22 protein-coding genes are annotated in these 26306 nt (G+C 60.6%); 10 read left to right on the top strand and 12 right to left on the bottom strand.

What is annotated here, in order from left to right; genetic code table 11:
• Window positions 1–81 precede the first annotated feature (81 nt).
• The 8 genes from AC2444_RS32995 to AC2444_RS32960 all read right to left on the bottom strand — a co-directional run bounded on the left by AC2444_RS32995 (window position 82) and on the right by AC2444_RS32960 (window position 12204).
• Window positions 82–672, bottom strand: coding sequence for a DUF4760 domain-containing protein (locus AC2444_RS32995; protein ID WP_128449746.1), 591 nt, complete (start codon window positions 670–672; stop codon window positions 82–84).
• The gene (locus tag AC2444_RS32990; protein WP_128449747.1) at window positions 669–1109 is read right to left on the bottom strand and encodes a hypothetical protein; all 441 of its coding nucleotides are present in this window, start codon (window positions 1107–1109) and stop codon (window positions 669–671) included. The genes AC2444_RS32995 and AC2444_RS32990 overlap by 4 nt, the downstream gene beginning before the upstream one ends.
• Window positions 1096–5574 carry a caspase family protein gene (locus AC2444_RS32985; protein ID WP_245461263.1) on the bottom strand — a complete coding sequence of 1493 codons (4479 nt, stop codon included), beginning with the start codon at window positions 5572–5574 and terminating at the stop codon, window positions 1096–1098. Before AC2444_RS32985 ends, AC2444_RS32990 begins: the two co-directional genes overlap by 14 nt.
• Before the next feature lie 596 nt (window positions 5575–6170).
• Window positions 6171–7385, bottom strand: a complete 1215-nt coding sequence (locus tag AC2444_RS32980; protein WP_003554035.1) for an MFS transporter — start codon at window positions 7383–7385, stop codon at window positions 6171–6173.
• 175 nt (window positions 7386–7560) lie between these two features.
• Window positions 7561–9054, bottom strand: coding sequence for a sulfatase (locus AC2444_RS32975; RefSeq protein WP_128449749.1), 1494 nt, complete (start codon window positions 9052–9054; stop codon window positions 7561–7563).
• A 38-nt stretch (window positions 9055–9092) separates the two neighbouring features.
• Window positions 9093–9950, bottom strand: coding sequence for a carbohydrate ABC transporter permease (locus tag AC2444_RS32970; protein ID WP_003554040.1), 858 nt, complete (start codon window positions 9948–9950; stop codon window positions 9093–9095).
• A complete protein-coding gene (locus tag AC2444_RS32965; RefSeq protein ID WP_245461264.1) occupies window positions 9947–10912 on the bottom strand; it encodes a carbohydrate ABC transporter permease in 966 nt (321 codons plus the stop codon). Before AC2444_RS32965 ends, AC2444_RS32970 begins: the two co-directional genes overlap by 4 nt.
• A complete protein-coding gene (locus AC2444_RS32960) occupies window positions 10912–12204 on the bottom strand; it encodes an ABC transporter substrate-binding protein (RefSeq protein ID WP_128449750.1) in 1293 nt (430 codons plus the stop codon). The genes AC2444_RS32965 and AC2444_RS32960 overlap by 1 nt, the downstream gene beginning before the upstream one ends.
• A gap of 245 nt (window positions 12205–12449) precedes the next feature.
• Between AC2444_RS32960 and AC2444_RS32955 the strand changes: the two genes are divergently transcribed.
• Complete coding sequence (locus AC2444_RS32955; protein WP_128449751.1) at window positions 12450–13358, top strand: LysR family transcriptional regulator; 909 nt, start codon at window positions 12450–12452, stop codon at window positions 13356–13358.
• On the opposite strand, the gene AC2444_RS32950 is transcribed toward AC2444_RS32955, so the two are convergent.
• The 4 genes from AC2444_RS32950 to AC2444_RS32935 all read right to left on the bottom strand — a co-directional run bounded on the left by AC2444_RS32950 (window position 13359) and on the right by AC2444_RS32935 (window position 16541).
• Window positions 13359–13841 carry a GNAT family N-acetyltransferase gene (locus AC2444_RS32950; protein WP_128449752.1) on the bottom strand — a complete coding sequence of 161 codons (483 nt, stop codon included), beginning with the start codon at window positions 13839–13841 and terminating at the stop codon, window positions 13359–13361.
• 76 nt (window positions 13842–13917) lie between these two features.
• Window positions 13918–15123, bottom strand: a complete 1206-nt coding sequence (gene pcaF / locus AC2444_RS32945) for a 3-oxoadipyl-CoA thiolase (protein ID WP_128449753.1) — start codon at window positions 15121–15123, stop codon at window positions 13918–13920.
• 9 nt (window positions 15124–15132) lie between these two features.
• Complete coding sequence (locus AC2444_RS32940) at window positions 15133–15837, bottom strand: 3-oxoacid CoA-transferase subunit B (RefSeq protein ID WP_128449754.1); 705 nt, start codon at window positions 15835–15837, stop codon at window positions 15133–15135.
• The gene (locus AC2444_RS32935) at window positions 15834–16541 is read right to left on the bottom strand and encodes a 3-oxoacid CoA-transferase subunit A (RefSeq protein ID WP_003554056.1); all 708 of its coding nucleotides are present in this window, start codon (window positions 16539–16541) and stop codon (window positions 15834–15836) included. The genes AC2444_RS32940 and AC2444_RS32935 overlap by 4 nt, the downstream gene beginning before the upstream one ends.
• Before the next feature lie 157 nt (window positions 16542–16698).
• On the opposite strand from AC2444_RS32935, the gene AC2444_RS32930 reads away from it, so the two are divergent.
• The 9 genes from AC2444_RS32930 to AC2444_RS32890 all read left to right on the top strand — a co-directional run bounded on the left by AC2444_RS32930 (window position 16699) and on the right by AC2444_RS32890 (window position 26269).
• A complete protein-coding gene (locus tag AC2444_RS32930) occupies window positions 16699–17457 on the top strand; it encodes an IclR family transcriptional regulator (protein WP_003554058.1) in 759 nt (252 codons plus the stop codon).
• On the top strand, window positions 17454–17624 hold the full coding sequence (locus AC2444_RS32925) for a PIN domain-containing protein (protein ID WP_409565780.1): 171 nt from the start codon (window positions 17454–17456) through the stop codon (window positions 17622–17624). Before AC2444_RS32930 ends, AC2444_RS32925 begins: the two co-directional genes overlap by 4 nt.
• 112 nt (window positions 17625–17736) lie before the next feature.
• The gene (locus AC2444_RS32920; RefSeq protein WP_017996516.1) at window positions 17737–18663 is read left to right on the top strand and encodes an ArsR/SmtB family transcription factor; all 927 of its coding nucleotides are present in this window, start codon (window positions 17737–17739) and stop codon (window positions 18661–18663) included.
• Between the two features lie 210 nt (window positions 18664–18873).
• Window positions 18874–20382, top strand: a complete 1509-nt coding sequence (gene arfA / locus AC2444_RS32915; protein WP_003554061.1) for an arabinosylfuranosidase ArfA — start codon at window positions 18874–18876, stop codon at window positions 20380–20382.
• Between the two features lie 203 nt (window positions 20383–20585).
• The gene (locus AC2444_RS32910; protein WP_017996517.1) at window positions 20586–22490 is read left to right on the top strand and encodes an ABC transporter substrate-binding protein; all 1905 of its coding nucleotides are present in this window, start codon (window positions 20586–20588) and stop codon (window positions 22488–22490) included.
• Window positions 22491–22603: 113 nt separating this feature from the next.
• On the top strand, window positions 22604–23608 hold the full coding sequence (locus AC2444_RS32905; RefSeq protein ID WP_003554064.1) for an ABC transporter permease: 1005 nt from the start codon (window positions 22604–22606) through the stop codon (window positions 23606–23608).
• Between the two features lie 3 nt (window positions 23609–23611).
• The gene (locus AC2444_RS32900) at window positions 23612–24469 is read left to right on the top strand and encodes an ABC transporter permease (RefSeq protein ID WP_003554066.1); all 858 of its coding nucleotides are present in this window, start codon (window positions 23612–23614) and stop codon (window positions 24467–24469) included.
• 1 nt (window position 24470) lies between these two features.
• Window positions 24471–25460, top strand: coding sequence for an ABC transporter ATP-binding protein (locus AC2444_RS32895; RefSeq protein ID WP_003554069.1), 990 nt, complete (start codon window positions 24471–24473; stop codon window positions 25458–25460).
• Window positions 25457–26269 carry an ABC transporter ATP-binding protein gene (locus AC2444_RS32890; protein ID WP_128407604.1) on the top strand — a complete coding sequence of 271 codons (813 nt, stop codon included), beginning with the start codon at window positions 25457–25459 and terminating at the stop codon, window positions 26267–26269. Before AC2444_RS32895 ends, AC2444_RS32890 begins: the two co-directional genes overlap by 4 nt.
• The last annotated feature ends 37 nt before the right edge of the window (window positions 26270–26306 follow it).

The raw sequence follows: 26306 nt of genomic DNA, 5'->3' as shown, positions 1-26306 counted from the left end.
AGGTGATGAAACGACTAGGAGAAGTCTTATCAGGGGAAATCGGCGAAGGGCAATGCACGAAAGGGAGAGATTCGCAGGTGCCTAGTCCCGACCAGCGGGATTGAGTTCCCGAGAGAGATCGACAAGTGTCGCGCCCCGGCCTGGCAATGTTTCCTTGCTGCTTTCGATATAAGGACCATAGGCATCGAGGAAAGACTGCACGGTATCATTGAAGAAGACCGCGGTTGTCTCCTTGGAGCAGAGCGACGCACTCACGCAAAGACCAAGCCGGTTGAAGAAATAGACGACCTCCCTGACCTGCTCCTGGCGTGCGGGCTCCTGCGCGATCCGACGGTTGAAGGACTGCAGCAGGTTGTCCCTGGCGTGTCCGCTCGTCTCAGCCGTCTTCCTGTCGGCGGGCGGGACCGTCTCGATGAACGCCGTGTAGAACTCACGAAGTTCACCATAGGCTTGCCGATAGCCCTGCGTTTCCCAGGTCTCAATGAGGGTGAGCGTATATTTCGTCCGTTCGGTCTCCTGGTTCTCGCGGTACTCGAAGACTGCCCAAAAGATTCCCCCCACCGCGCCGACGAAGGTCACAACGGTGATAATGCTGCTCAGAAGCGACCAGCCGGCATCGGAAACGTAGAAGAAAGAGAGGCCGGCCGGCCGCCTGGATGATGGCTGGCTCATGGCTTGCAGTTCTCGACCAGATCGAACCGCACCGACGGATCGATCGTGCCTTCGTGACCATCCAGCAACCGCTTCAGGCAAACAAGGCCTGCCTCATCGAAGATGTAGACGGAGCGTAGCTCGCGCTGGTTCCGTGCTGTGGATTCACCTCCGGGCGGTAATAGCCCGGGCATCCGATCAAGACCGCGGCGTTCGCGTCCGTCGTCCCCGGCGCAGGCGGAGAGATCGACCTCCGCATTGCTCGTTTCCGCGCTCCGGGCGGTTGAAAGAAACTTTTCATAGTCCTGACGGAAGCATTTTGCCCTTACCTCATCCAGCTCGACGACCTCGTCACAAATGAGGCACGCGGCGCCGGCGGCGGCAGGTGCGAGAAGCAGCATGGCAGCTGCCAGGGCCGCAACCGTTTTATACGCGTCGCGAAATCTAAAAGAGGGCATAGTCTCCCACCAGTCGGCTGTTGATGATCCAGGGTGTCTGCTTGCCGTCGCTCGCCGCGAAAACCAGCGTCTTGACGCCGCGATACAGTTCGGAGGCCTCGATGCGACCATTGTGATTGTGGTCATAACGATCGCGTTCCTTTCCAAGGACGGTAACGATCGCGTTGGTGAACAGGCCGCCGACCTCCCGCCGCCCAAGCGACTCCTGTCGCCCCTTCGCAGCGGCGAGAATGGTGAGATTGGATTTAAGGGCGACGAGGCTGTTGGCGAGATCGTCGTTGGTGGTGAAAGCCCCGGTCCCCGCGGCGCCGGAGTGGCAGGCGTCAAGAAGGATGGTGATGCGCGCCTCGGTCCTTTCGAACAGCGCGGCCAGCCGGTCGAAAGGCAAGGCTGTGTGTTCGAGATCCGTTGGATCGGTGGCAGACGTCGCGAAATAGAAACGCCCATTGCGATCCTGCATGCCATGGCCGGCCAGAAACAGGACCGCGTGGTCCCCACGGACCAGCCCGTCCAGCAGTCGCGCCGTCGCCTCCAGTATGGCCTCGGGTGTGGCACGCCTGTCCTTCGGCCCTGCCTCGCCGTGGAACGGTGGCTCTTTACCAAGCGGCTCGGTCAGCGTTTCGAGCACCGTGCCTGCATCGCGCAGAGGGTAATTGAGCGAACGGAGGCGCTCATCCTCGTAAGTGTTCACGCCGATGACGAGCGCGCGGGTGACCGCACGGCGCGCAAGAGGCTCGCCGAGATCAGCCGATACCGGGAGGCTCGCCAGACCCGCAGAATTGAATCCGATGACCGACACCCAACGCGCGTCCTTGAGCCTCTCGATCGACACTGCATTTCCGATGGTGGCTGCATCAACCGTTCCGGTCAGAACACCGTCCTGAAAAACGGACATATGCACCGTCTCAGCCGGGTCGAAGTGCAATACGGCTCTTACGCGACTGCCGTTTTCCTCGAGCGCAATCTCGCCTGTCAACGACGGCGGTACGCCCACCTCGGCGACGGCCTGCGGCGTCTGCCCTCGATCAAGAACGGCGCGCGCCAGATCTGGGACCTGGCGCGCTATGCCGAACCGGTCGAGACTATACTGTCCAACCCTACCGGGAAACTTCAGATCGATGAGGGCGGCGGCCTCGGCTGTCGCGTCGTAAAAGTAGTCCCTGGTCCAGACCGCGATCTCGTCGTCGGCGATGCGCCCGGACAGAAGCGACTGCCTATCGTCCAGAATGGCGTGAATATAGAAGTTGCCGTCAGAATTAAGTTGCACCGCATGGCGACGGTCTTTCGTCAACCAGGCGTCGACAAGGAGGTCGCCATTCGGAAGATTCTCGCCGATCCAGAGGAACTTCTGTGTTGCGCGGTCACGCACGGTAATGACGCCGTTGCCGGGCGCATAGGTCAGCAGCAGGTCGTCATTGGCTTTGATACGAAAAGCGTGCTGGTACCACAGACGATGGGCATTGTTTTCGAAGAAAAATGCGCCTTCCGCCTGAAGTGCCGCACTCGCCGCCGGCGCGGGGCGCGCGATATCCATGACGTAAAGGGCAGCATAGGGCCTGAGGCTCCCGAACGTCGCCCCCGCGACACACTCCGCACGCGCCACCCATACCGCCCCGCGAGACGTGCGGACGGTCGAGACCTCGACAACATCGCGAGGCGCTAGCAGCGAGCCCGTGCCCCCCGAGCTTGAGGATTCTCCGAGCAGAAGATGTTCACAGTCGGAGATGGGACCCTCCTCCCCGACGGGCAGAGCCCAGTCGAATCGCCAGCCCGCACGCTCCGCCTCGCGGCGGAAGCGCCCCATCGCCTCTGCGGATCGTTTCAGCCGCTGGTCGCGATCAAGCGCGTGAAGGGCGTTGTTTTCACCCGCGGCGTAGGACGCGAGGAGGCGTTCACCGTCGACCATTGGATCGAGCGCGACGCCGAGGCGCAAGAGTTGTTCGGGCAAGGCAGCGGCGAGAGGCGTGTCGTTGCCGGCTCTGGTGGAGCCTTGGTCGTTCGATGCCACGGCGGTATCGATCATGACTGCCTGAAGCTCAATTTTGGCCAACGTGCGCGACAGGCTCTCCGTAAAATCGCGGGGGCGGCGGCTGTCGGCTTCCGCGACCTCCCAGTCTTCCCAGGTACTGGTCGTCTTGAAGCCGCCGGCAACATCGAATTCCCGAGCGACACTGACGGGCGACACCATGCCAAGCGACCAGAACATATGAAAATGAAGGGGAATTGTCTCGCCACCTTCGGAACTGTAAGCGCCCGAAGAATTCGCGATCGAGGCGTAATCCGGGTTCTGGAGCGCACCAACGCGGTAGCCGGCGCCACCCCAGATGGCGTAGGCAGCATTCTCCAGATCGATCGCCACGCGGGTTTGACCGCGTTGCGCCGTGCAGCAAGACGGCCCGGTAATCTGTTCCCGTATGCGCAAGTGATCGCCGAAGGTGGAGGTAAAATTCACCTCCGCCCAAGGCGCGAGTGTGGTGAAGACGACACTGTCGCCGAGCGCCCAGCGAAGGTCGCCGGCGTCCGCTGTCGCGGCCGTATGCCCATCGACCATGTCGACGATGTCGAGCCGGCCATTATGCTCGACGCCGATGAAGCGGTGGGTTGGCGAGATCTGCAGGTGTGTGCCTGCCCGCTCGACGATTTCCGTCCCGCTTGCCGCATCCAGCAGAAGAAAGCGGGTATCGTTGAGGAGGATGCGGCGGGAGAATTTAGGGATATCGATGCTATGTGTGAACGCCGCGCGGCCCTCGGCGGTGTTGAGGACGATCTCGGCGGGCGCCGGTGCGATGTCGAGCCGCTCCGACTCTTCCTTCAGAACGATCTCCTCCTCGCAGGCGCGCAGATAACCCACCAATGAGACGGATAGGTTCAAAGGCCCGGCTTGCAGCGGAATGGCTGAAACTGAACCACTCGCCGCGGCGCCACGCGTCGCCAGAGCGACCATGGCGCGTGTCTTGCCGAGACCGGTTTTGATCGCGAACGGATTGGGTGCATCAGGACCCAACGCGACATGCCCCTTGCCTTTAAAACGGACGGGCTGTTCTGCTTTGACCATGAACCAAACCGGTATGCGATCTTCGAGCGTGTTGCCCGACCACTCGATCGCAAAGCTGTTTCCGGCGCGGAGCGGTCCCTGATGCGGTAGTGTCCATTGGAATTTTTCGGCCAGGCGCCGGAGCGTCTCCTTCTCCTCCTCGCATGACCCGCCGAGCCTGCGAGCAGCTTTTTTCACGCGGGCCTGGAAGCCTTCCAGCGGCTCGCCCTCGTGCCACCCGACCGCTCCATCCACGATCGGTCCCGCACCGCGGGTGGGTGGAGGTGCTAAACCCGCTTTCCGGCCATCGAAAACGCCGCTTTTTGCGGCTGCGTAGGGTTTCGGCGAGCCCTTTGCGGACTTCAGGAAACATACCCCGCCGCTCGGGTTGACCGTATAGGCTCGGCACATGTCGGTTTCCGAGCAGATCGCGATACATTCGCCTTCCGTCAGACCACGCAGGAGCGGATCGGTCAGCCCATGTCGAATGTCATCGCCGCCAAGATCCGTATTCGGCTGCGAGGTCCAGGTTCCTTCGGACACGGTGGCCTCGGCCAGTTCGTCGGCAAGACGGGAGAACTGGCCAGGGAAGGGATCCTGGCCGCTACGAAGCCTGGCGAGGAGGGTAGCACATGCCTTTTTAACCCGGTCGTACTCGGGGCCGAATTGCGCGAGACCGAAGGACATCGACCATGTCCCCAACTTGAGGTTCAGCGACCGCCCGGAGGAAAGGCGGGCGATGAGCGCTGCATCGCGACCGGCATCGAGGACCGGTCTCTTGCGGATGCCATCGAGGGGAAGCGTTGCCTCAGGGCCTCGATCCACCGTCAGTCCCGCGCTCGAGACCGACGGTGTCGAGTAGCCCGCTACCTCTTCGAAATCAAGGACCACACCGGCTTCGGCATCGCAGGCAAGACGAAGGCAGACCTTGCTGTAGCCGGTGGAGGCGCAGATTTTGCTGCCTATCCCCGTGTCGTCCGGCTGCCACGGTGGCAAGGCCGCATCGCCGACAACCGGGCCTGTCCCATGGGAAAGCTCCTCCTCCATGTTGACGGCATGTGCCTCGCGGATCGATGCCGGCGCCTCCCAGTTCCGATCGGCTGCCCAGGCCGCCATGGCAGCCATGGTCGCTTGGTCTGTCTGGCCATTCACCAGCCCCGAATAGTAGCCGAGCCGTGAGAGGGCCGATTGAACGCGACGAACAGTCGCATCTTCTGGACCAGAGCCTGGACGATCCTGTTCTGCGACCTGTCCCTGCGCGCGTTCAGCTTCAAGAGAATTGAGATGCGCGACACGTAGGGTTGTTGGAGCCTCCCATCCCCGGTCGCGTGCCCACGCTACCACCGAACTCCACGTCTCGACCCCGGCATTTCCGTCGATCGGACCATGATAGTAACCGAGCGCTTCCAGGGCACGCTGCAGCCGTTGCACTTGCGATCTTGTCAGCTGTGATTGAAGAGTCGGTATCGGTTTAGACGGTGGGCTACCAGCATCTGGCGGCGCGGCATCACGTGTGACGCCGTCGGTCAAGCTCCTGATGATGTCGAGTGGAGACTGCGCCAGAGCCGGCTGCGACAGCAACACGATACATGCCAGAGCAATCCCTATTACCCTCATTGATGCAGCATGGCCCCCAGCCAAAAGTTAATAAAGAGTATACTGCCGAAGAACTGAGGGTTCCTCAAGTGAATATTTAAGGATTGGTGCGTCTTACCCGTTACCGCCCTAGCAGAGCGCGTCGCCGTATCGTCCGCTACTACACCAATACGAACTCGACTTTTGCGTGAATCAAGTATATTCCTTGCCTTGCAACGCTTTGTTCTTTCGCAATCCAGAATGGCACACAAGCCAGCGGATGTGAATGATCGCGGTCCGGCTGGTCCTCGTCCATTTTTTACGGTGGAGGCGAATGTGCCGCCTGCGGTGTTGGCGATCTGGCGGCAAAAGTCGCGACGATGCGAAAACCTTGAGTGGGCGTTCACCGACGTCCACTCTCGATACTGCTCGTGAGGGCTTTAAGGCGCCGGTTACGGCGCCATGCCGAAGGCAGGCTGTGGTTTCTGGCGGGCGAGAGGCGGGAACGCGAGCGCTATCGCCGCGGCCCCCAGCCCGACCATCGCGGAGCCGATGAACAGCCAGGAATAATTGGCGAAGGTGTCGAATATCCAGCCGCCGATGAGAGGGCCGAAGGCCATGCCGAGGCTGGAGAGCATCGTCGCCGCGCCGAAGACCGTGCCGATGATGCGCGGCCCGAAATATTCCCGCGCCAGCACGGCATAAAGCGGCATCACACCGCCATAGGCGCTGCCGAAGACGATGGCGAGCGCGTAGAATTCACCGAGCTGGCTGACGAGGAGATAGGTCGCAAGGGCCGCCGCCTGCACGAGCAGGCCGGCGACCAGCACCGGCTTCACCCCGATCCTGTCGGCAAGGCTGCCATAGAGCAGCCGGCCGCCCAATCCCGCCAGACCCTCGACGCTGTAGATGCTGACGGCCGCCATCGGTGCGACGCCGCAGATCGTCGCATAGTTCACCATGTGGAAGATCGGCCCGGAATGTGCCGCACAGCAGGCAAAAAAGGTCAGGCCAAGCACGATGAATTGCGGCGATCGAAAGACCTTCGACAGTTGCGGCCGGGCGCCGTCGGCCGCGAACTCGGTTCCGGTGTCAGTAGTCTCGGCGGGCGGACGCCTGACGAGAAACGCGGCCGGCACGAGCAGCACCCAGGCCGCAACGCCGATGATCAGCATGGCCGGCCGCCATTCATAGGTTGAGATCAACCAACGCGCGAAAGGTGAGATCGTCATCGGCGCGACGCCCATGCCAGCCGAGACCAGCGACACCGCAAGCCCGCGGTTTTCGTCGAACCAGGCGGTCGTCGCCGCGATCATCGGCGCGAAGAACGTGCTGGCGGCCAGCCCGACGAGGATGCCGTAGGTTAGCTGGAACTGCAGCAGCGTTTCGGCCCGGCTCGCCAGGACCAGCGCCAAGCCGAGCAGCACGGACCCGATCATCACGACGATGCGCGGGCCGAAGCGGTCGCTTGCCGCCCCCCAGAAGAAGCCGCCGAAACCCATGACGATGAAGTTCAGCGTCATCGCGCTTGCTATGCCGACATGCGACCAGCCGGTCGCCGTTGCAATCGGCTCCTGAAAGATCGCCAACGAGAACATCGCGCCGAGCGCAACGCATGTCATCAATGCGCCCGCAGCGACGATGACCCAACGATAGGAAACACTCATGGCTACATAACCTCCATGCCGACAGAGTGATCGCGGCGCATGCGGCAAGCCTACCGCATTTCGCGCCTGCGATCTCAAGACGTTTGAACCGCCGCGATTTCGACAGCGCACTCACATCTTTTTTAAGTGTCGAACCGGCAATGGCCCTATCGGCAATGCGCTCTGATCCTCGAAACTAGTCCAATCCCAGTCTCTGAAACAGTTCGGTCGGCGCGCCATACTGCTCGACGACTTGCCGCATAAGATGCAGCATTCGTTCTCGCTCTTCGCGCCGATCCTGCCAGAGGTCGCGCTTTTGGTCTGGATCATTGCGTCGATCAAATAGCAGCGGCTGGCTGTCCAGGTTCCGCCGGTCTCCGGGGCCGTCGGGGGTGATGGGAATTTTCCATTGCGGCATGTCGATACCGGGAATGTAATAGCCATGATCGACCGGCCTGTCCTGCGGCTCGATGGTGGTGGGCACCATGGTCGAGTAGGCGTAAAGCGGCTTTTCGCGATCCGGCGGCTGGATCAGCGTCCATTCGCCATCGGTGCAGCAGATGCCTTGCCCGAATGTCCCGTATATGACGGCGTTCCGCGCGTTGCTGGTCTCGCCTTTGAGAAGCGGCAGAAATGAATGCGAATGCGTCTGTCGTGGCGGCTCGACGCCGGCCATCGCCAGGATCGACGCGAAGAGGTCGACGGTCGACGTCAGATTTTTTATCGCGCCACCATTGGCTTGGAAGCCGGGGTGCCAGACGAGCAGCGGGATGTTTGCGTGGCTGTCGAAATGCGGGAATTGTTTGCCATAGCCGCCGCGTTCGCCGAGGTCGTGTCCGTGATCGGTGGTGACGATAACAGCCGTGTCGTCCCAGAGCTCAAGTTCGTCCAGGGTTGTGAACAGCTTGCCCAGCCACCGGTCCGTCATCGTCAGCTTGGCGCCATACTGGGAGCGAACGAAAGCCAGTTCCTCGGGGCTCGCCTGGCTCATGAACTCCGCCTGACGCGCCGCATCCTGATAGGGCGGCCACAGCGTGAAGCGGTCGCGCGCCGCACCGTCACCGTACATCGATGCATAGGGCTCCGGCACATCGAAGGGTTCATGCACGTCGAAGGACTCGACCTGCAGAAAAAACGGCTTTCCGGTTTTCGGTTTGGCCAGCCATTCGCTGGCTGATGTCATCACCTTGGCGGGAAAGAAATCGGCCTCATCGTTGAAGTTCGCGACATTGGAGAAGTAGCGATGGCCATAGCCCGGACGCCATTTCTCGATATTGTGCGCCCATCGCGGCAGATCCGCCTCCGGCACGAGCGGTTCCCAGAAATCCAGCTCGTGCCCTCGAATGAATTCCGCGCCTTGGAAGCTCTGGATGTAGCCGTTCGCCGACTCCTCCCAGTAGTGATAGTGATCGGTGACGATCGCGGTGGTGTAGCCCGCACTCTCCAGCAGTTTCGGCAGACGAAGGTCGAAGGGTTCGAGCGGGCCCCAAGGACGCCATTGCATGCCGCTGAAGCCGGCAAAAATCTCACGCCGCGCCGGCATGCAGGGCAGGCTGCCGACGAAGTGATTGTCAAAACGCCAGGCCTTTTGCGCAAATGACTGAAGGTTCGGTGTCGCAAACTCAGTTCCGCCATAGGCCGAAAGAGCATTGCGGTTAACGCTGTCGATAAGCACGAGGATGATGTTCATGGAAGGACCTTCGATGTTCGTTCGAGGCTTTCACGCCGCTACAGCTTCACCGCACCGGCCGCGAGATCGGAGACCAGCTTTCGCTGAAGCAGCATGAAAAGGACAAGCGTGGGCAGCGTCGAAATCACCGATGCCGTCATCACCAGATTCCATTGGGTGGTGTATTCGCCGAAGAAGCCGGCCAGCCCGACCGGCACGGTCTTGTTTTCGTCCGCTGTCATCAGTGTCAGGGCAAACAGAAATTCATCCCACCCCGACACGAAGGCGTTGACCGCGACCGTCACCACACCCGGCCAGGCGATCGGCAAAATGACCTTGAAGATGATCTGGATCGTGGAGGCGCCGTCGAGCTTGGCTGCCTCGTCGAGATCCTGGGGAATTGTGTCGAGGTAGCCGAGAAGCAGATAGATGGCGAATGGCAGGTTCATGGCCGTATAGGACAGAACCAGGCTCAGCGGATTGTTGATCAGCCCGACGGCGAAAAACATCGAATAAAGCGGCGTGATCAGGATCACGTAGGGAAATAGCTGCGTGCAGATCACCAGGATCAGCAACAGGCCGCGGCCGCGGAAATCGCGGTTGCGCGAAAAACCATAGGCGGTGATCAGCGCGATGGTCACGGCCGCGACAGTCGAGATTGTGCAGACGACGAGGCTGTTTCTGAGGTAGTTCGGGAACGGCGAATTCTGAAGGAGGGTGTAGTAGTTTTCCAGGGTGACGCTGGTGAACAGCTGAAACGTCCGGGTGAAGATTTCCTTGTCCGGGCGGAAGGAAATCAGAACCACCCAAATGAAGGGGAACGCCAAAATCAGCAGCAGGCCGATACCCAGAATGACGGTGATCAGGTCCCTGGCGAACCTGATATGCCGCGCTTTATGCGTCATCGAAACATTCATGACGACGCTCCCCGTTTCCCGCGGGAGAGAATCCCGAGATAGACGAGCGCGAAGGCGAACATCATCAGGCTCATGAGAACGCCGATGGCGGCACCCTCGCCGACGCGATAGTCGACAAACGAGACCGTATACATTTTCGTTGCCAGAACCTGGGTGTAGTCGCCCGGTCCTCCTCGGGTGGCGAGCCAGACGTAGACGAAATTGTTGAAGGTCCAGATCGTCGTCAGCAGCGCGACGACCGCGATCACGGGCTTCAGCATCGGCAGGATGATGCGCAAATGGATCTGAAACTCGGACGCGCCGTCGATGCGGGCCGCTTCCCTGAGTTCCCTCGGAATCGACTGCAGCGCCGCGAGAAATGTGATGATGACGAAAGGAAGCTCGCGCCAGATCAACATCGTTTCGACCGCGCCCCAGACCGTCGACGTCCTGGAAAGGAACGGAATTCCCCTGTCGATGAGCCCCGTCGACAGGAGAAACTGGTTGACCGCGCCATAGCGGGGATCGAGCAGCCACTTCCAGGCGGCGACGGCGACGACCGGCGGCGTTACGAAGGGGACAAGCACCAGCGACCGGACGAGCCAGCCGATGCGCCATTTGGCGAAGACCTCGGCGTTGAGAAGGATCGCCAGCGCAAGTCCGAGTGCCAATCGAATGACGACCGTCACGAATGTCAGCAGGAAAGCGGTGTTGAATAAGGCGCCGGCAATTCCATCATCCTTGAGGACGGCGGCGAAGTTGGCAAAGCCGACCCACCGACCCTCCTTTCCCAGATCGAAAAGGCTAAGATCCTGAAAGCTGAGCGCGATATTGTAGAATGCCGGGCCGGCAAAAAAGATTGCCAGGATGAGCATCGCCGGCATGACCAGGCCATAAGGCTCGAAATGCCAACTCCGGAATGATCCTCGTCTTTCGGCGCGCTTGGCCAGCGCGCCGTCCGGGTTTGCGGAAACAGACATCATCAGCCCTTGCCGCGGGCAAGCAAGTCGTTGAGCTCCTTGATGATGACATCCGCAGCCTCATCAGGGTTGCGCTGCCCGGAGAATACGGCGCCGAACTCACGATTGATGAGCGCTGTCATGCTCGACACCTTGATCGGGGACGAGATGTAGCGCTCGAAGGTCTGCGCCAATGGAAGCATCGTTACATAGCCCTGTTCGGCCGGCGGAAACTGGAGCTGTGAAAGCAGCGACTTCTGCGAGGGATATTGGTTGTAGGTTTTGAAGGTCTCTGGGCCGACCAGATATTTGACGAACTCCCAGGCCTCCTTCTGATGCTTGGTGTTGGGATTGATGCCCAGCGCGCGTCCGCCAAGATGGGAGATGCGCTTTTCCGTCCCTTTCGGGATCGGTGCGGTCAGCAGCGGCTTTTCAGATTGTTTCTGGGCGGCCCTGAAGGTTTGCGGCGGAAAGAAAGTGATCGCGCAGTCGCCTCGGCCGAGCCCGCCGATCAGCTCGGGATCGCCCCAGGCATTCACGGTGATGAGGTTTTCGGGCGCCGTTCCGTCCACGAAAAACTGGTTGAAATAGTTCATCGCCGCCGCCAGTTGCTCCGGCGTCACCGCCACCTTCCATTTCCCCGGGCTTTCCTCCGTGACCAAGGTCGAGCCGTTGCTCCAGAGGTAATAATTCACCAGCGTCCACATGCCGCTGTCGGGTGCGCTGCCTGCGGGGAAGCAGAAACCGTATTGTTCGGTCCCACCACCTTCGGTGGTCAACTTCTTGGCAGCTGCCGCAAGATCGTCCCAGCTATCGGGAAAGTTCGAGACACCTGCTGCCTGCAGGAGATCCGGGCGATAGGCCATCGAGAATGTATCCGCCGTCCATGGCAGGCCGAAGATTTTGCCATCGAGGGTGGCGAGGTCGAGAGCCAGAAAATCGTCGGTGCCGTCTCCCGGCGCATTCGATTGGATGAGAGGGCTAAGATCGAGGAGCAGCTTTGATCGCGCCAGATCACGCGTCCACACGAAAGCCAGCTGCTGAACATCCGGTCCCGCACCGGCGGGAATTTCGCGCGCCAACTGGGCAAGCGTGTCGCCGCCCGACATCGTCTCCAATTTGACCTGGACATCGGGATGACTGGAGTTCCAGGCCTCGACGGCGGCAATCAGGCCGTGAATTTCGGTCGGGGGATCGAATTGACGAAACGACAGCTGGACCTTGTCCTGCGCCGCCGATGGAGCGAGCGCAAAGATCATCGACGCCGCCGTCGTCGCGGCGAAAATCAGCTGCCGGCCTATGCCATTTTTAAACATCGGTTCCTCCTCCTTCTATCCCCATCCCGCGCCCCGATTTCCTTGTCGAAGGCTTATTCTTCTGTGTAGAGCGTCCGTCGAGAACGTGCTCATCGGCGCGAACTTCCCTTTCATGAGGGGCTTTCGCAGCTCTTGGCAGGCTCGAATTAGTCTACTATTGTTGTGTACAATGTGGCGCAGATGGTGCTGAGGTCAAATGCAAACATGCTATATGTTATGCATAATTCGCATAGGGAGGGAGACGGATGCGGGAGCTACGCCAATTCGTCGAAGTGGCAAACCAGCGATCGATCTCGCGTGCCGCCAAGAAGCTGAATATTTCGCAGCCGGCGCTTTCCCGGGCTATCCGGCAACTCGAAGACAGCTACGGCGTTCCGCTGTTCAACAGGACCGGCGCCGGCGTCGAATTGAGCGTTTACGGTTCAGCCCTTTATAGCCGGGCGGTGCGGATATTGCCGGCGCTCGATGAAGCGAAAGAAGAGATCGAACATCTTCAGGGCCGCGCCAAGGCCGTTATTCGCATAGCCACCGGCGATCTTTGGGGGCTCGTCATATTGCCGGGGATCATAAAAGCCTTCAGCCGGACGCATCCGGGTGTCGTCGTCCACGTCGAGATCGCCGATGACGGTACACGTTTCGAAGGGATGCGGCACGGCGTCTACGATCTCGTCTTCGGAACGCTCTCCTACAAATATGAAGCCGTCATGCAAGTCGAGTTCGAAACGCTGGCAAGACAGGCGACCTACATCTACTGCCACAAGGATCATCACCTGGCCAAAGCGGCGACCGTCACCCTCGATGATCTTCTGCGTCAGCGCTGGATCAGCCCCGGTTACGGAGATGATGAAGGGCCTGGTCAACTCGAGCGTCAGACCCGGGATTTTGCGGTTCGTGTGGACTCCATGTTGCAGGCTCTGTTGATCATGCAGGGTTCGCCGCTGGTGATGGCCGCCTCCAGCGGCTTTGCGAAATTGTTCGATGGGTTCGGGATCAGACCGGTAATGTTCCAGGACCACGGCCGGGTACAGGAATCGGGCGCAATCTACTTTCCGCGCGCGCTCGAAAAATCTCCGGTCCGCGATTTCCTGCGTTTGGTGCGTGGTTCGATGCCGTTGTTGGCGTTGCCCCAATTCTCGCTTCCTGAAACTGCGTGATCAAAGCGTGCGAAACATCACCAATGCGTCGACATAGCCCTGCGTCGGATGAAGAAAGACGCCCGGGAGCCGGCCGACGATATCGAAGCCGAGAGATTGCCACAGCGCGACCGCGCGTTCGTTGCTGCTGACGACGAAATTGAACTGCATGGCGCGAAAGCCACGCAAGCGGGCATGGTCCAGGGAATGCTCATGCATCAGCCGGGCGACGCCGCGGCCGCTTGCGGCAGCATCGGTCATGTAGCCGCAATTGCAGACATGCTGGCCGCCACCTGCCTGATTGGCCTTGATGTAATAGGTGCCGAGGATCACGCCATCCGCTTCGGCGACGAAGGTCTCGCGGTCCGGTCCCATCCAGTAGGCCAGCGCATCAGCTTCGCTCAAATCGCGATCGAGCGCATAGGTTTCGCCGGCGCGGATCGTCGGACCGATGATCCTCCAGATGGCGCTTCGATCGTTCTTGTCCGCGGGTCGGATCAGCATGCCCGATCTCTAACGAAACCGGGCACGCCGCGCAACGGGTCGGCAGCCTCCGGCAAAAGCTGGAAGCGTCCCGGCCTCAAACCCTTTCAAGTGCTATCGCAATCCCCTGCCCGACGCCGATGCACATGGTCGACAGCGAATATTGTCCGCCGGTCTGCAAAAGCTCGAGGGCAGCCGTGCCGGTGATGCGTGCACCCGACATGCCAAGCGGATGGCCGAGCGCGATCGCGCCGCCATTGCGGTTCACCCGCGCATCATCATCGGCAATGCCGAGCGCGCGCAGCACCGCCAGCCCCTGGCTGGCAAAGGCCTCGTTGAGTTCGATCACGTCGAACTGATCCGCGGTCATGCCGAGCCGTGCCATCAGCTTGCGCGAGGCCGGGATCGGCCCGACGCCCATCACCCTTGGCGGAACGGCGGCAGCCGCGCCGCCGAGGATGCGGGCGATCGGCGTCAGGCCGTATTTCCGCGCCGCCGCTTCCGAAGCGACGATCAGCGCCGCCGCCCCGTCATTGACGCCGGAGGCATTGCCTGCTGTCACCGTGCCGCCTTCTTTTTTGAAAGGTGTCGCGAGTTTCGCCAGCGTTTCGATCGTGGTTGCGCGCGGATGCTCGTCCTTGTCGACGATAACAGGATCGCCCTTGCGCTGCGAGATGGTCACCGGGGTGATCTCCTTCGCCAACCGTCCGTTCGCCTGGGCGGCGGCGGCCTTCGCCTGGCTTCGCACCGCGAAGGCATCCTGATCCTCGCGGCTGACATGATAGTCCTCGGCGACATTCTCGCCAGTCTCCGGCATGGAATCGACGCCGTACTGCTTCTTCATCAGCGGGTTGACGAAGCGCCAGCCGATCGTCGTGTCATGGATTTCGGCGGCCCGTGAAAAGGCCGTCTCGGCCTTCGGCATGACGAACGGCGCGCGTGACATGCTCTCGACGCCACCAGCGATCATCAGCTCGGCTTCGCCCGCGCGGATGGCGCGTGCGGCCGTGATCACCGCATCCATGCCGGAGCCGCAGAGCCGGTTGATCGTCGTGCCGGCGACGGCGATCGGCAGGCCGGCGAGCAGAGCCGACATGCGCGCGACATTGCGGTTGTCCTCACCCGCCTGGTTGGCGCAGCCGAAGATCACATCGTCGACGGCTTCCCAATCGACGGCGGCATTTCGTTGCATCAGTGCCTTCAGCGGGATGGCACCGAGATCGTCGGCCCGCACCTGGGAGAGCGAGCCGGCGAAACGGCCGATCGGCGTTCTGATATAGTCGCAGATAAAGGCTTCGGTCATGGCTTTTCCTCAGAGTTTCGGGACGACAAGGTCGGCAACCGGCCCTTCGACGTGCAGCGGCGCACCGGTCATCGCCTGCAATTCCTCCTGCGACATCGCGGCCAGTTTCTCGCGCAGGATGAAACGTCCGTTGACGATGTCGACGACGGCGTGGCTGGTATAGACGCGGGTGATGCAGGCAACGCCGGTCAGCGGGAAGGCGCATGTCTCCACCAGTTTCGGCTCGCCTGTCTTAGTGACGTGCTCGGTAATGACGCAGACCTGCTTGGCGCCGTGCACCAGGTCCATGGCGCCGCCGACGGCCGGCACGCCTTTGCTGCCCACCCGCCAGTTGGCAAGGTCGCCGCTCTGGGCAACCTGATAGGCGCCGAGGATCGCGACGTCGAGATGGCCGCCGCGCACCATGGCGAAGCTGTCGGCGTGATGGAAGAAGGCGGCACCCGGCTTCAGCGTTACCGCCTTCTTGCCAGCATTGATCAGGTCCCAATCCTCCTCGCCTGGCGCCGGCGGCTCGCCGAAGTTCAGGATGCCGTTTTCGGTGTGGAAGATCGCCTGACGGCCGGGGGGCTGATAGCGGGCGACCATTTCGGGAAAGCCGATGCCGAGGTTCACATAGGCGCCGTCGGCAATATCCTGCGCGGCGCGCCAGGCGATCTGCGCATTGGAAAGCTTGATGTCTTCGCGGGTGTTGATGGGGCGGGTGTTGATGGTCATACGTAGGCCACTCCGGCTCGAATGAGCTCTTCTTCCTGCTGGGGATTGGAAACAGTGACGACGCGGTCGACGAAGATGCCTGGTGTCACCACCTGCTCGGGATCGATGCCGCCGGCCGGCACGATCGATGACACCTGGACGATGGTCTTCGCAGCTGCCATGCACATCAGCGGATTGAAGTTGCGGCCGGCCTTGTTGTAGGTGAGGTTGCCCTGGATATCGCCGATCGCAGCCTTGACGATCGCGAAGTCGGCCTTCAGCCAGCGCTCCTGCACATAGTGGCGGCCATCGAATTCGGCGATGACCTTGCCGTTGGCCAGTTCGGTGCCGTAGGCGGTCGGCGTATAGAAAGCCGGGATGCCGGCTCCGCCGGCGCGGATGCGCTCGGCAAGCGTTCCCTGCGGCACCAGCTCGAGCTCAATTTCGCCGGCTAGATATTTATCCGTGAAGGCGCGCGGATCCGACGAACGCGGGAATGAGCAGATCATCTTTCTGACCATGCCGGCATCGATCATCGCTGCAATACCGATGCGCCCGTTGCCGGCATTGTTGTTGATCACGGTGAGGTTCTTGGAGCCCTTGTCGATCAAGGCATGAATGAGCTCGATCGGGGCGCCCGAGCCACCAAAACCACCGATCATGACGGTCGCGCCATCACCGATCTCAGAGACGGCTTCCGCCGTGCTCCCGACTGTCTTGTCCATGCGTGACCTCTCCTTGGCTACTCGGTCGGGGAACTCCCATCCCGTCCTCTGGCGTAGACATAAAGTGCCGCGGGCCAAGCGGCAACGTATTTGTGCGATATTTGACATTTGTTCATATATCGCACAAATTGAGATGAATCCATTGGAGACTGGACCCATGCGCGAAACGGATTTCGTCAGTGGCTTTGCCCGCGGCCTGAAAGTGATCGAAGCTTTCGGCGAAACGCGACAGCGGCTTTCCATCGCCGAGGCCGCCAAGCTGACGGAGCTCGACCGCGCCACTGTGCGCCGCTCGCTGCTGACGCTCGCCGAGCTCGGATATGCCGATTATGACGGCAAGTTCTTCACGCTGACGCCGAAGATCCTGCGGCTTGGCCATGCCTATCTCGCAGCGACGCCGCTGCCGGCGCTGCTGCAGCCGCATCTCGATCTTCTCTCGGAAAAGGCCGGCCAGAGCGCCTCGGCCTCGGTGCTCGATGGCACCGACATCGTCTATATCGCCCGCGCCTCGCAACGCCGCGTCATGTCGATCAACCTCACCCCCGGCAGCCGCCTGCCCGCCTACTGCGCCTCGATGGGGCGCGTGCTGCTCGCAGCCCTTAGCGAGAGCGAGGCGCGCGCCATCCTCGCCCGCAGCGAGCTGAAGCAAAACACGCCGAATACGAAGACCGATCCGGAGGACCTCATCACCGAATTCCGCCGGGTCCGCACTGACGGTTACGCCATCATCGATCAGGAGCTGGAGATCGGCCTCTGCTCTATCGCGGTGCCTGTCGACAACGACCGCGGCGAAACGGTCGCGGCGATCAATATCGGCGCGCCGGCCGCCCTCGTCCCGGCGGCCGAGATGAAGGAGCGCTATCTGCCGCTGCTGAAGGAAACACAGGCCGCGTTGCGGCCGCTGCTGCGCCGGTGAGCCACCGCAATCTCGGCTTCCCTCGGGCTCCCCGCACCCCGCAACGCCAGTTCGATGCGCAGAACGCAGCCGTCGCCGTCTCGCGCGGCGCTCCACTCGCAACGCGCAATGCGTCTGATTTCGAGGGGCTCGGCTTGCAGATCATCAATCCGTGGAAGGATCTCTAAGTCCCTCGCATCGCAGAATTCTGAACCATCTAAAATCAGCCGAGACCCAAGCACTCCCACTTGATGTATCATAATTTCCGATATACATCACTTCAGCGGAAATAGTGGAGGAATGATGGAACGCTCGTTTTTGACGATTGCCGCTGGCGAGAATAATGATGCGATACGCGCGCTTTCGGCACCGGCGCGACTCGAGATGCTCAAGTTGCTTTGCGCCAAAGGGCCGATGAATATCAACGATATCGCACGTGCCCTTTCTCTTCCTCAATCGACTGTCGCCACCGGGATCCAGATTTTGGAAGACGCCCGGCTTGTCGATTCGCAGTTGACGAAGGCCCGCAAGGGAAACCAGAAGATCTGCTCGGCGATCTACAGCGAAATTTTGATCAGTTTCGAGGAAAGTGCGGCCCAAAGGGCCAACAATATCATCGAAGTCGAGATGCCGGTCGGGCTCTACACCAGCTGTGACGTCCATGCGCCGTGTGGTCTTTGCTCCACCGAGAGCGTCATCGGCCCGCTCGATGTTCCCGACTATTTTCTCGACCCGCAGCGCATGCAGGCCGGGCTCGTCTGGTTCGGCCGGGGTTATGTGGAATATAAATTCCCCAACAATGCTAAGGTGTTAAACAAGGATATCCGCGCCATCGAGTTTTCGCTGGAGTTGTCGTCTGAGGTGCCTGGCACCAATCCGGACTGGCCGTCCGACATAACGCTCTGGGTCAACGGCATGGCCATCGGCACCTGGACGTCGCCCGGCGACTACGGCGACAAGCGCGGCGCCTTCACGCCGGCATGGTGGAAGCTCGAAGGCTCGCAATATGGGATGATGAAGACCTGGCGGATTTCCACCCGCGGGACCTTCATCGACGGTATCGCCGCCTCGAATGTCACGCTCAGCGACCTCGCGCTTGCCCAGCACTCCTCGATCCGGCTGCGGGTCGGCATCGCCGAAAATGCCGGTCATACTGGCGGCGTGAATATTTTCGGGCGTAGCTTCGGAAATCACGGGCGCGATATCATCATGCGACTGCATGTCTGAAAAATAAAAATCGGAAATCTTGATTTAAATATTACGATTCTTTCCGGTTCCGGTGGCCGATAAAGGCGCCCAAATAACTGTAATTAAACAATTTTTTCTGAACTCCGTATTAGTATGATTAAAGTCGCGAGTTGGTTGACACAACAACATTCCTGATATCAAGTTAGAGGCAAGAAAACAAAATATCTGATACATAAACGGGAGGATCCGTTGAAGACGAACGTTGTGGTTCACCGCGATTTCCGCATCGCGACCATTGATTCCAGGCTCTACAGTTCATTTCTCGAGCATCTCGGCAGGGCGATCTACGGGGGCATTTATGAACCCGGTCACCCGACGGCCGATGAGGACGGATTCCGCCAGGATGTCCTTGATCTCGTCCGTGATCTCGACACGCCCTATTGCCGCTATCCCGGCGGCAACTTCGTCTCGGCCTATAATTGGGAAGACGGCGTCGGCCCGCGTGCCGAGCGCCCGGTGCGCCTCGACCTTGCCTGGCGCACCCGCGAAGCCAACCAGATCGGCGTCAATGAATTCGTCGACTGGTGCAAGAAGGCAAATACCAAGCCGATGCTCGCCGTCAATCTCGGATCACGCGGCCTGGATGCGGCTCGCAATTTCCTCGAATATTGCAATCATCCCGGCGGCACCTACTGGTCGGATCTGCGCCGCAAGCACGGCTGGTCTAATCCGCACGATGTCAAATTGTGGTGCCTCGGCAACGAGATGGATGGCCCCTGGCAGGTCGGCCACAAGTCGGCCTATGAATATGGCCGGCTGGCGGATGAGACGGCCAAAGCCATGCGCGGCTTCGACAAGTCGCTTGAGCTCGTGGTCTGCGGCTCGTCCAATTCCGACATGAAGACTTATCCCGAGTGGGAAGCCCAGGTCCTCGAGCAGTGCTATGACAGCGCCGACCATATCTCGCTGCATATGTATTTTGCCAACCGCGAGAAAAATACCCTCAACTATCTTGCCCGCGCGACGAAGCTCGACCGCTACATCACCACGATCGGCGGCGTGATCGACTACATCAAGGCGAAAAAACGCTCGAAGAAGACGATCGGCATTTCCTTCGACGAATGGAATGTCTGGTATCATTCCAACCAGCAGGACAAGGAGATCCTGGCGCGCGACGAATGGCCGGATGCGCCGCATCTCTTGGAAGACATCTATAATTTCGAAGACGTGCTGCAGGTCGGCGGCATCCTTAACACCTTCATCCGCCGTTCCGACCGTGTGCGCATCGCCTGCATCGCGCAGCTCGTCAACGTCATTGCCCCGATCATGACCGAGGACGGCGGTGCGGCGTGGCGCCAGACCATCTATTACCCGTTCTATTACGCCTCCAGATATGGCCGTGGAACGGCACTGCAGCTGGTCGTCGATGGCCCGACCTATGACAGCGACGAGGAGAACGACGTCCCCTATCTCGACGTATCGGCAGTCCATTCCGAAGACGGCAAGACGCTGACCTTCTTTGCCGTCAACCGCCATCCGAGCACGGCGCTCGATCTCGATGTGCGACTGGAAGGCTTCGGAAATGCCCGGGTGGTCGAGCAGGTGGAGATGACCCACGGCGACCTGGAAGCCGTCAATACGGCGGTGCGGCCGAAGACGGTCGCCCCCGTCAACGTCGAGAGTGGAAAGATCGAGGATGGACGCCTGCGGGCGGCGCTGAAACCGTTCTCCTACAACGTAATCCGGCTGTCGGTGTGACAGCTACCGCCGGGTAGCCCATTGGGGGCACGCCCCGGCTGAAAATATTCGGCTCGCTGCGAGGAGGCAGGGAGCCGGAGAGATGGTTCACTGAGGTCCCGGACCTGATTGTTCAAGTCCTGACGCTTCTGCGAACCGACAACCGCGACGTGCCCATGCGTGCCTTTGCGGCCGCCGTATCGTCGCTTTCTAGGGAGGAGTTCATGCAACAGTGGAAGAGGCTCGCATTTGGCGTCGCGCTGGCCGCACTCGGCCTGACAGCGACGGCCAAGGCCGATGACTACACCTCCTTGCCGCGCAAGGAGACGCTCATCGTCGAAAATCCGGAAGGGACGATCAAAAATCCCGGCTGGTTCAACATCTGGGTCAATGGCGGCGGCGGCGTATCGACCGGCCTGCAGCAGCTGACCATGGATACGCTCTGGTATATCGACCCCGAACAAGGGCTTGGCGGCGCGACCTGGGACAATTCTCTGGCTGCCGACAAGCCGCAATACAATGCCGACTTTACCGAGATGACCGTGAAACTGCGCAAGGGGCTCTTCTGGAGCGACGGCGTGGAGTTCACGGCAGACGACGTGGTCTATACCGTGAAGACGCAGATGGATCACCCCGGCATGGTCTGGAGTGCTGCCTTCTCGGTGCAGGTGGCAAGCGTCGAGGCGACCGACCCCTCGACTGTGGTGTTCAAGCTAAAGAAGCCCAATTCGCGCTTCCATGCCATCTTCACCGTTCGCTGGAACGGCGCCTGGATCATGCCCAAGCATGTTTTCGAGAAAGTCGAAGATCCGCTTCGTTATGATTTCGCCAATCCCGTTTCGCTCGGCGCCTACAAGCTCAAGTCCTACGACCCCCAGGGCAAGTGGTATACCTGGGAGAAGCGCGACGACTGGCAGCGGACATCGCTTGCCCGCTTCGGCGAGCCGGCTCCGAAATATGTGACCTATGCCGATCCCGGCCCGCCGGATAAACGCACCATCGCTCAGCTCGAGCACAATCTCGATATCATTCACGACAACACGCCCGAGGGCATGTTCACGCTGAAGGAAAAATCCAAGACGATCGAAACCTGGTTCCCGGGTTTCCCCTTCGCCCATCCGGACCCGACGCTTCCGGCCGTGATCTTCAACACCCAGAATCCGCCCTTCGACAATGCCGATGTACGCTGGGCGCTTGCCCTGCTGATCGACATCAAGGCGGTGGATATGGCGAGCTATCGCGGGGCAGCGACGCTTTCGGCGCTCGGCGTGCCGCCGACGGCGGCCACGATGAAGGACTATCAGGCGCCGATGCAGGATTGGCTGAAGAATTTCGAGATCGATACCGGCAAGAGCAAGATCAAGCCTTATGACCCGACGGTCGGGCAACAGATCGCCGATATCCTGCGCAAGCAGCCGAAGTTCAAGGACCAGATCCCGACCGACCCGGAGGCGATCAGCGGTGCCTTCGGCTATGGCTGGTGGAAACCGGATCCGAAGGCTGCCGGCGAACTGCTGGAGAAGGCAGGCTTCAAGAAATCCGGCGGCAAATGGCTGACCCCTGATGGACAGCCCTTCAAGATCCGGATGACGGTGGAAGGCGACACACGCTCGGTCTTCACCCGCGCCGGGACGTTGATCGCACAGCAATGGGCCGCATTCGGCATCGACGCCAAAGCCGTGCCGGCCGCGAAACTTTGGCAGACGGCGCTACAGCCCGGCGATTTCCAGGTTGCGATCGCCTGGAGCGTCGAGACCTGGGGCGGCGATCCCGACCTGTCGTTCTTCCTGGACAGCTGGCATTCGCAGTTCGTGGCCAAGAAGGGTGACAATCAGCCGCCGCGCAACTGGCAGCGCTGGAGCAATCCGGAGCTCGACAAGATCATCGAAAGCATTCGCGGCATCAGCGCCGACGATCCGAAGGGCGTCGAGCTCGGCAAGGATTATCTGAAGCTGGTCGCCCGCGAAATGCCGACGATCCCGCTGATGTCGTATAACGTCTTCACCTCGATGGATACGACCTATTGGACCGGTTATCCGACGATCGCTGATCCCTATACCGATCCGGTGCCGAATTGGGCCAACTCCAGGCTGATGATGGTCAAGCTGAAGCCGGCACAACCGAAATAATCCTCCCAACGCCGGCGCGAGTGTTGCGCGCCGGCCCCCTAATCGACGGGCATGTGGCATGTCCGTCGATCCTTTCCACTTGATGAAGGGAACCAGAGAGGAACCACCGCCCTATGACGTCCTATCTGATCTTTGTGCTGAAGCGGTTCGGTCAGTTTCTGCTCGTTGTATTTCTTGGCGTGACCATCACATTCTTCGTCACCCACCTGACCCCGATCGATCCGGTCGAAGAAAGCATAGGCGCCATCACCCAGATGGGGCAGTCCGATCCGAATGCGATCGAACTGATGCGCCAGTCGCTTCGCGAGCTTTACGGCATGGAGGGCTCGATCTGGCAGCAATACCTGCATTTCTGGCTGCGGCTTGCGACCGGTGATCTCGGTCCCTCGCTATCGGCTTTCCCCACGCCCGTTTCCACCATCATCCTGCGATCCCTGCCCTGGACAATCGGACTGATGACGGTATCGACGCTGATCACCTTCGTGCTCGGCAATGCGATCGGCGCGCTCGCCGGCTATTACCGCAAGGACATGGTGCTGAAGGCCGTCAGCCTCGTCTTCATCGCCCTGCTTCCCATTCCCTATTACATCCTCGCCTTCGTGCTTCTGATTGTGTTCGGCTATCTCTGGCCGGTGCTGCCGATCAATGGCGGCTACGAGATGAACGCCAATCTGGACCTCTCCTTTGCCCTGGTCTTCGATATCCTGAAACACTCGATCCTGCCGGCCTTGTCGCTGATCATGGTCGGTGCCGGCAGCTGGCTGATCGGGATGCGCGCGCTCGTTTCCAACATCATCACCGAGGATTACGTCGTCTTCGCCGAGCTTGGCGGCGTTCCGAAGCGAAAGATCCTGCGCTCCTACATCGCCCGCAATGCCATGGTGCCGCAGTTCACCGGGCTTGCCATGTCGCTCGGCGCGATCTTCAACGGCACGGTCATCACCGAAATCGTCTTCGGCTATCCGGGCATTGGCAACCTGCTGATCGAAGCGGTGCATGCCGGCGACTATAGCCTGGTGCTCGGCCTCAGCGCATTGTCGATCGTCGGCGTCGCCGCCGCCGTCTTCATCATCGACATTCTGAGCCCGCTGATCGACCCGCGCATCAAGGTGGAATAGAGCATGTTTACGATCGTCCGCGACCTCGCGCGCCAGAATATGGAATTCCTCTGCGGCCTGCTGCTCTTTGCCGTCATCGTCGCATTGATAGTGGTGTCCTATTTCTCGCCTTACGGCGCGACCGACATCTATCTTCTGCCGCCCGATATGCCGCCCGATGGAGAATATTGGCTCGGCACGACGTCGCGCGGCCAGGACGTTTTCTGGCAGCTGACAACCGCGCTCAGGAACACCCTGTTTTTTGGCATCGGCGTCGCCTTCATTTCACGCATCATCTCGCTGGTCGTCGGCCTCGTCGCCGGCTATGCCGGCGGCGCGGTCGACCGGGTGCTGATGGCCATCAACGACAGCGTCATGGTCATCCCGCAATTTCCGCTGCTGATCCTGTTCTACTTCGTGCTGAAGGACAGCATGACCTGGACGGCGCTGATCCTCATCATGGCCGCGCTCGGCTGGTCCTATGATGCACGCCTCATCCGTTCGGTGGCGATCAGCCTGAAGACGAGATCCTTCACCACCCAGAGCGTCTATTCCGGCATGAGCATGCGCAAGATCCTCGTCGAGGAGCACCTGCCCTATGTTCTGCCGATCGTCTTTGCCACCACGATGAACAACATGATCTGGTCGATCGGCATGGAGATCACCCTGTCGGTGCTCGGCTTCACCGATATCGAGACGCCGACCATGGGCATGATGATCTATTGGGCCAATGCGCATTCGGCGCTGATATCAGGCATTTGGTGGTGGGTGGCCGCCCCCGTCGCCGTCATCGTCGTCCTCTTCCTGGCGCTCTTCCTGCTGTCCATGTCGATGAACGAATACAACGATCCGCGCAGCCGGCTGAACCGGATGGGAAGTTAGTATGGATCCTTTGGTCGAAATTGAGAATCTGAAAGCCTATTACCGTGCCTTCCTCTACGGCGTCGATCGCGAGGTGCGCGCCGTCGACGATATCAGCCTGACCATCGCCCGCGGCGAGGTCTATGGCGTCGCCGGTGAATCGAGCAGCGGCAAGACGACCTTGATCAAGACCATTGCCGGCGCGATCCGGCCGCCGCTGAGGGTCGTGTCCGGGAAAGTGACATTCCATTTCGACGGCGGCACCCAGGATATCTATGCGATGAAGCCGGAGGATCGGCTGGCGCTGCGCTGGAAGCATCTGTCCTATATCATGCAGGGCTCGATGAATGTGCTCAATCCGGTGCGCCGGATCCGTCATTCCTTCACCGATTTCGCCTTTCGCCACATGAAGGTCAGCGGCCCGGTCTTTCTCGAAAGGGTCGCCACCCATCTGCAGCGGCTGAAGCTGGATCCGCATCTGCTCGATGCCTATCCCCACGAACTCTCCGGCGGCATGCGCCAGCGCATGACCATTGCGCTGGCCACCATCCTGACGCCGGAATTTATCATCGCCGACGAACCGACGACCGCGCTCGACGTCATCGTTCAGCGCGACGTGCTGTCGATGATCCGCGAGATCCAGCGCGAGATGGGCTCGTCCTTCCTGTTCGTCACCCATGATATGGGGGTTCACGCGACGGTCTCCGACCGCATCGGCATTGTCTATGCCGGGCGTCTTGTCGAGGAAGCGCCGACCGCCAAACTCTTCAACAAACCGCTCCACCCCTATACGCAGCACCTCGTCGGCAGCCTGCCGCGCATCGGCGATGCGACGGCCCGCCCTTCGCTGGAGGGGCGTCCGCCTAACCTCGCCATGCCGCCGGAAGGCTGCCGGTTTCATCCGCGCTGTCCCAAGCGCATGGAGATCTGCTCGCAGAAGGTTCCGCCGCTCGTCACTGTCGAGCCGCAGCGGCGCGTGGCGTGTTTTGCCGTTACGGGAGATCAGGTTTGAGCGCTCTTCTTAGCCTCTCGCACGTCACGAAGGTCTACCGGCAGGGCGGCATGCTCGGCCGGCGGCTGATCACGGCGGTCAAGGACGTCAGCTTCGAATTGGGAGCGGAGCCGGAGATCCTGTCGATCGTTGGAGAATCCGGCTCGGGAAAATCGACGATCGCGGCGATGATCCTCGGCCAGACCGAACCAACGGAAGGCGAGCTTCAATTCAGCGGCAGGACCGTCGCCATCCATAGCCGATCCGAACGCAAGGCTTTCATGAAAGAGGTCCAGCCGGTTCTGCAAAACCCCTTCGAAGCCTTCAATCCGCTGAAACGTGTCGACCGTTATCTCTTCGAGACCGCCCGCAATTTTTCATTCTCGGGAAATCGGCCGGACCGAGAGCAGGCGGAGAAGATGGCGGATGCAGCCCTCGTCCATGTCGGCCTGACCCTTGAAGAAGTGAAAGGCCGGTTCCCCCACGAATTGTCGGGCGGCCAGCTTCAGCGCGTCGCCATCGCCCGGGCGCTGATCCCGCAACCCCGGCTGCTGGTGGCCGATGAACCGGTATCGATGGTCGACGCATCGCTGCGCATGGCGATCGTCAATCTCTTTGGCCGTCTGAAAAACGAGCTCGGTCTTTCGATCGTCTACATCACCCACGACCTCGCCACCGCCTATTACATCAGCGACAACATCATCATCATGCGCAAAGGCGAAATCGTCGAACGCGGACAGGCGCGGGCCGTGCTGGATGATCCCCAGCATGAGTATTCGCGGGCGCTGAAGGACGCGGTCCTTGCCGCCGATTTCAGCCCGGCACAGTGAGCGGCGCGGGGAGATGCGGGCAATGCTACGTCTGTTA

The organism is Rhizobium sp. WSM1328, from assembly GCF_057653715.1.
Note: the sequence above shows the minus strand (reverse complement) of the source record. Positions and strands in the feature narration are given on the sequence as shown.

What these genes read in the sequence shown, in the direction of transcription:
- AC2444_RS32960 (WP_128449750.1), bottom strand. Translation starts at nt 12,204, where the DNA reads ATGTTTAAAAATGGCATAGGCCGGCAGCTGATTTTCGCCGCGACGACG.
- AC2444_RS32905 (WP_003554064.1), top strand. Translation starts at nt 22,604, where the DNA reads ATGACGTCCTATCTGATCTTTGTGCTGAAGCGGTTCGGTCAGTTTCTG.
- AC2444_RS32935 (WP_003554056.1), bottom strand. Translation starts at nt 16,541, where the DNA reads ATGGACAAGACAGTCGGGAGCACGGCGGAAGCCGTCTCTGAGATCGGT.
- AC2444_RS32895 (WP_003554069.1), top strand. Translation starts at nt 24,471, where the DNA reads ATGGATCCTTTGGTCGAAATTGAGAATCTGAAAGCCTATTACCGTGCC.
- AC2444_RS32975 (WP_128449749.1), bottom strand. Translation starts at nt 9,054, where the DNA reads ATGAACATCATCCTCGTGCTTATCGACAGCGTTAACCGCAATGCTCTT.
- AC2444_RS32970 (WP_003554040.1), bottom strand. Translation starts at nt 9,950, where the DNA reads ATGAATGTTTCGATGACGCATAAAGCGCGGCATATCAGGTTCGCCAGG.
- AC2444_RS32910 (WP_017996517.1), top strand. Translation starts at nt 20,586, where the DNA reads ATGCAACAGTGGAAGAGGCTCGCATTTGGCGTCGCGCTGGCCGCACTC.
- AC2444_RS32980 (WP_003554035.1), bottom strand. Translation starts at nt 7,385, where the DNA reads ATGAGTGTTTCCTATCGTTGGGTCATCGTCGCTGCGGGCGCATTGATG.
- AC2444_RS32965 (WP_245461264.1), bottom strand. Translation starts at nt 10,912, where the DNA reads ATGATGTCTGTTTCCGCAAACCCGGACGGCGCGCTGGCCAAGCGCGCC.
- AC2444_RS32920 (WP_017996516.1), top strand. Translation starts at nt 17,737, where the DNA reads ATGATGGAACGCTCGTTTTTGACGATTGCCGCTGGCGAGAATAATGAT.
- AC2444_RS32955 (WP_128449751.1), top strand. Translation starts at nt 12,450, where the DNA reads ATGCGGGAGCTACGCCAATTCGTCGAAGTGGCAAACCAGCGATCGATC.
- AC2444_RS32930 (WP_003554058.1), top strand. Translation starts at nt 16,699, where the DNA reads ATGCGCGAAACGGATTTCGTCAGTGGCTTTGCCCGCGGCCTGAAAGTG.
- AC2444_RS32950 (WP_128449752.1), bottom strand. Translation starts at nt 13,841, where the DNA reads ATGCTGATCCGACCCGCGGACAAGAACGATCGAAGCGCCATCTGGAGG.
- AC2444_RS32940 (WP_128449754.1), bottom strand. Translation starts at nt 15,837, where the DNA reads ATGACCATCAACACCCGCCCCATCAACACCCGCGAAGACATCAAGCTT.
- AC2444_RS32990 (WP_128449747.1), bottom strand. Translation starts at nt 1,109, where the DNA reads ATGCCCTCTTTTAGATTTCGCGACGCGTATAAAACGGTTGCGGCCCTG.
- AC2444_RS32995 (WP_128449746.1), bottom strand. Translation starts at nt 672, where the DNA reads ATGAGCCAGCCATCATCCAGGCGGCCGGCCGGCCTCTCTTTCTTCTAC.
- AC2444_RS32900 (WP_003554066.1), top strand. Translation starts at nt 23,612, where the DNA reads ATGTTTACGATCGTCCGCGACCTCGCGCGCCAGAATATGGAATTCCTC.
- pcaF (WP_128449753.1), bottom strand. Translation starts at nt 15,123, where the DNA reads ATGACCGAAGCCTTTATCTGCGACTATATCAGAACGCCGATCGGCCGT.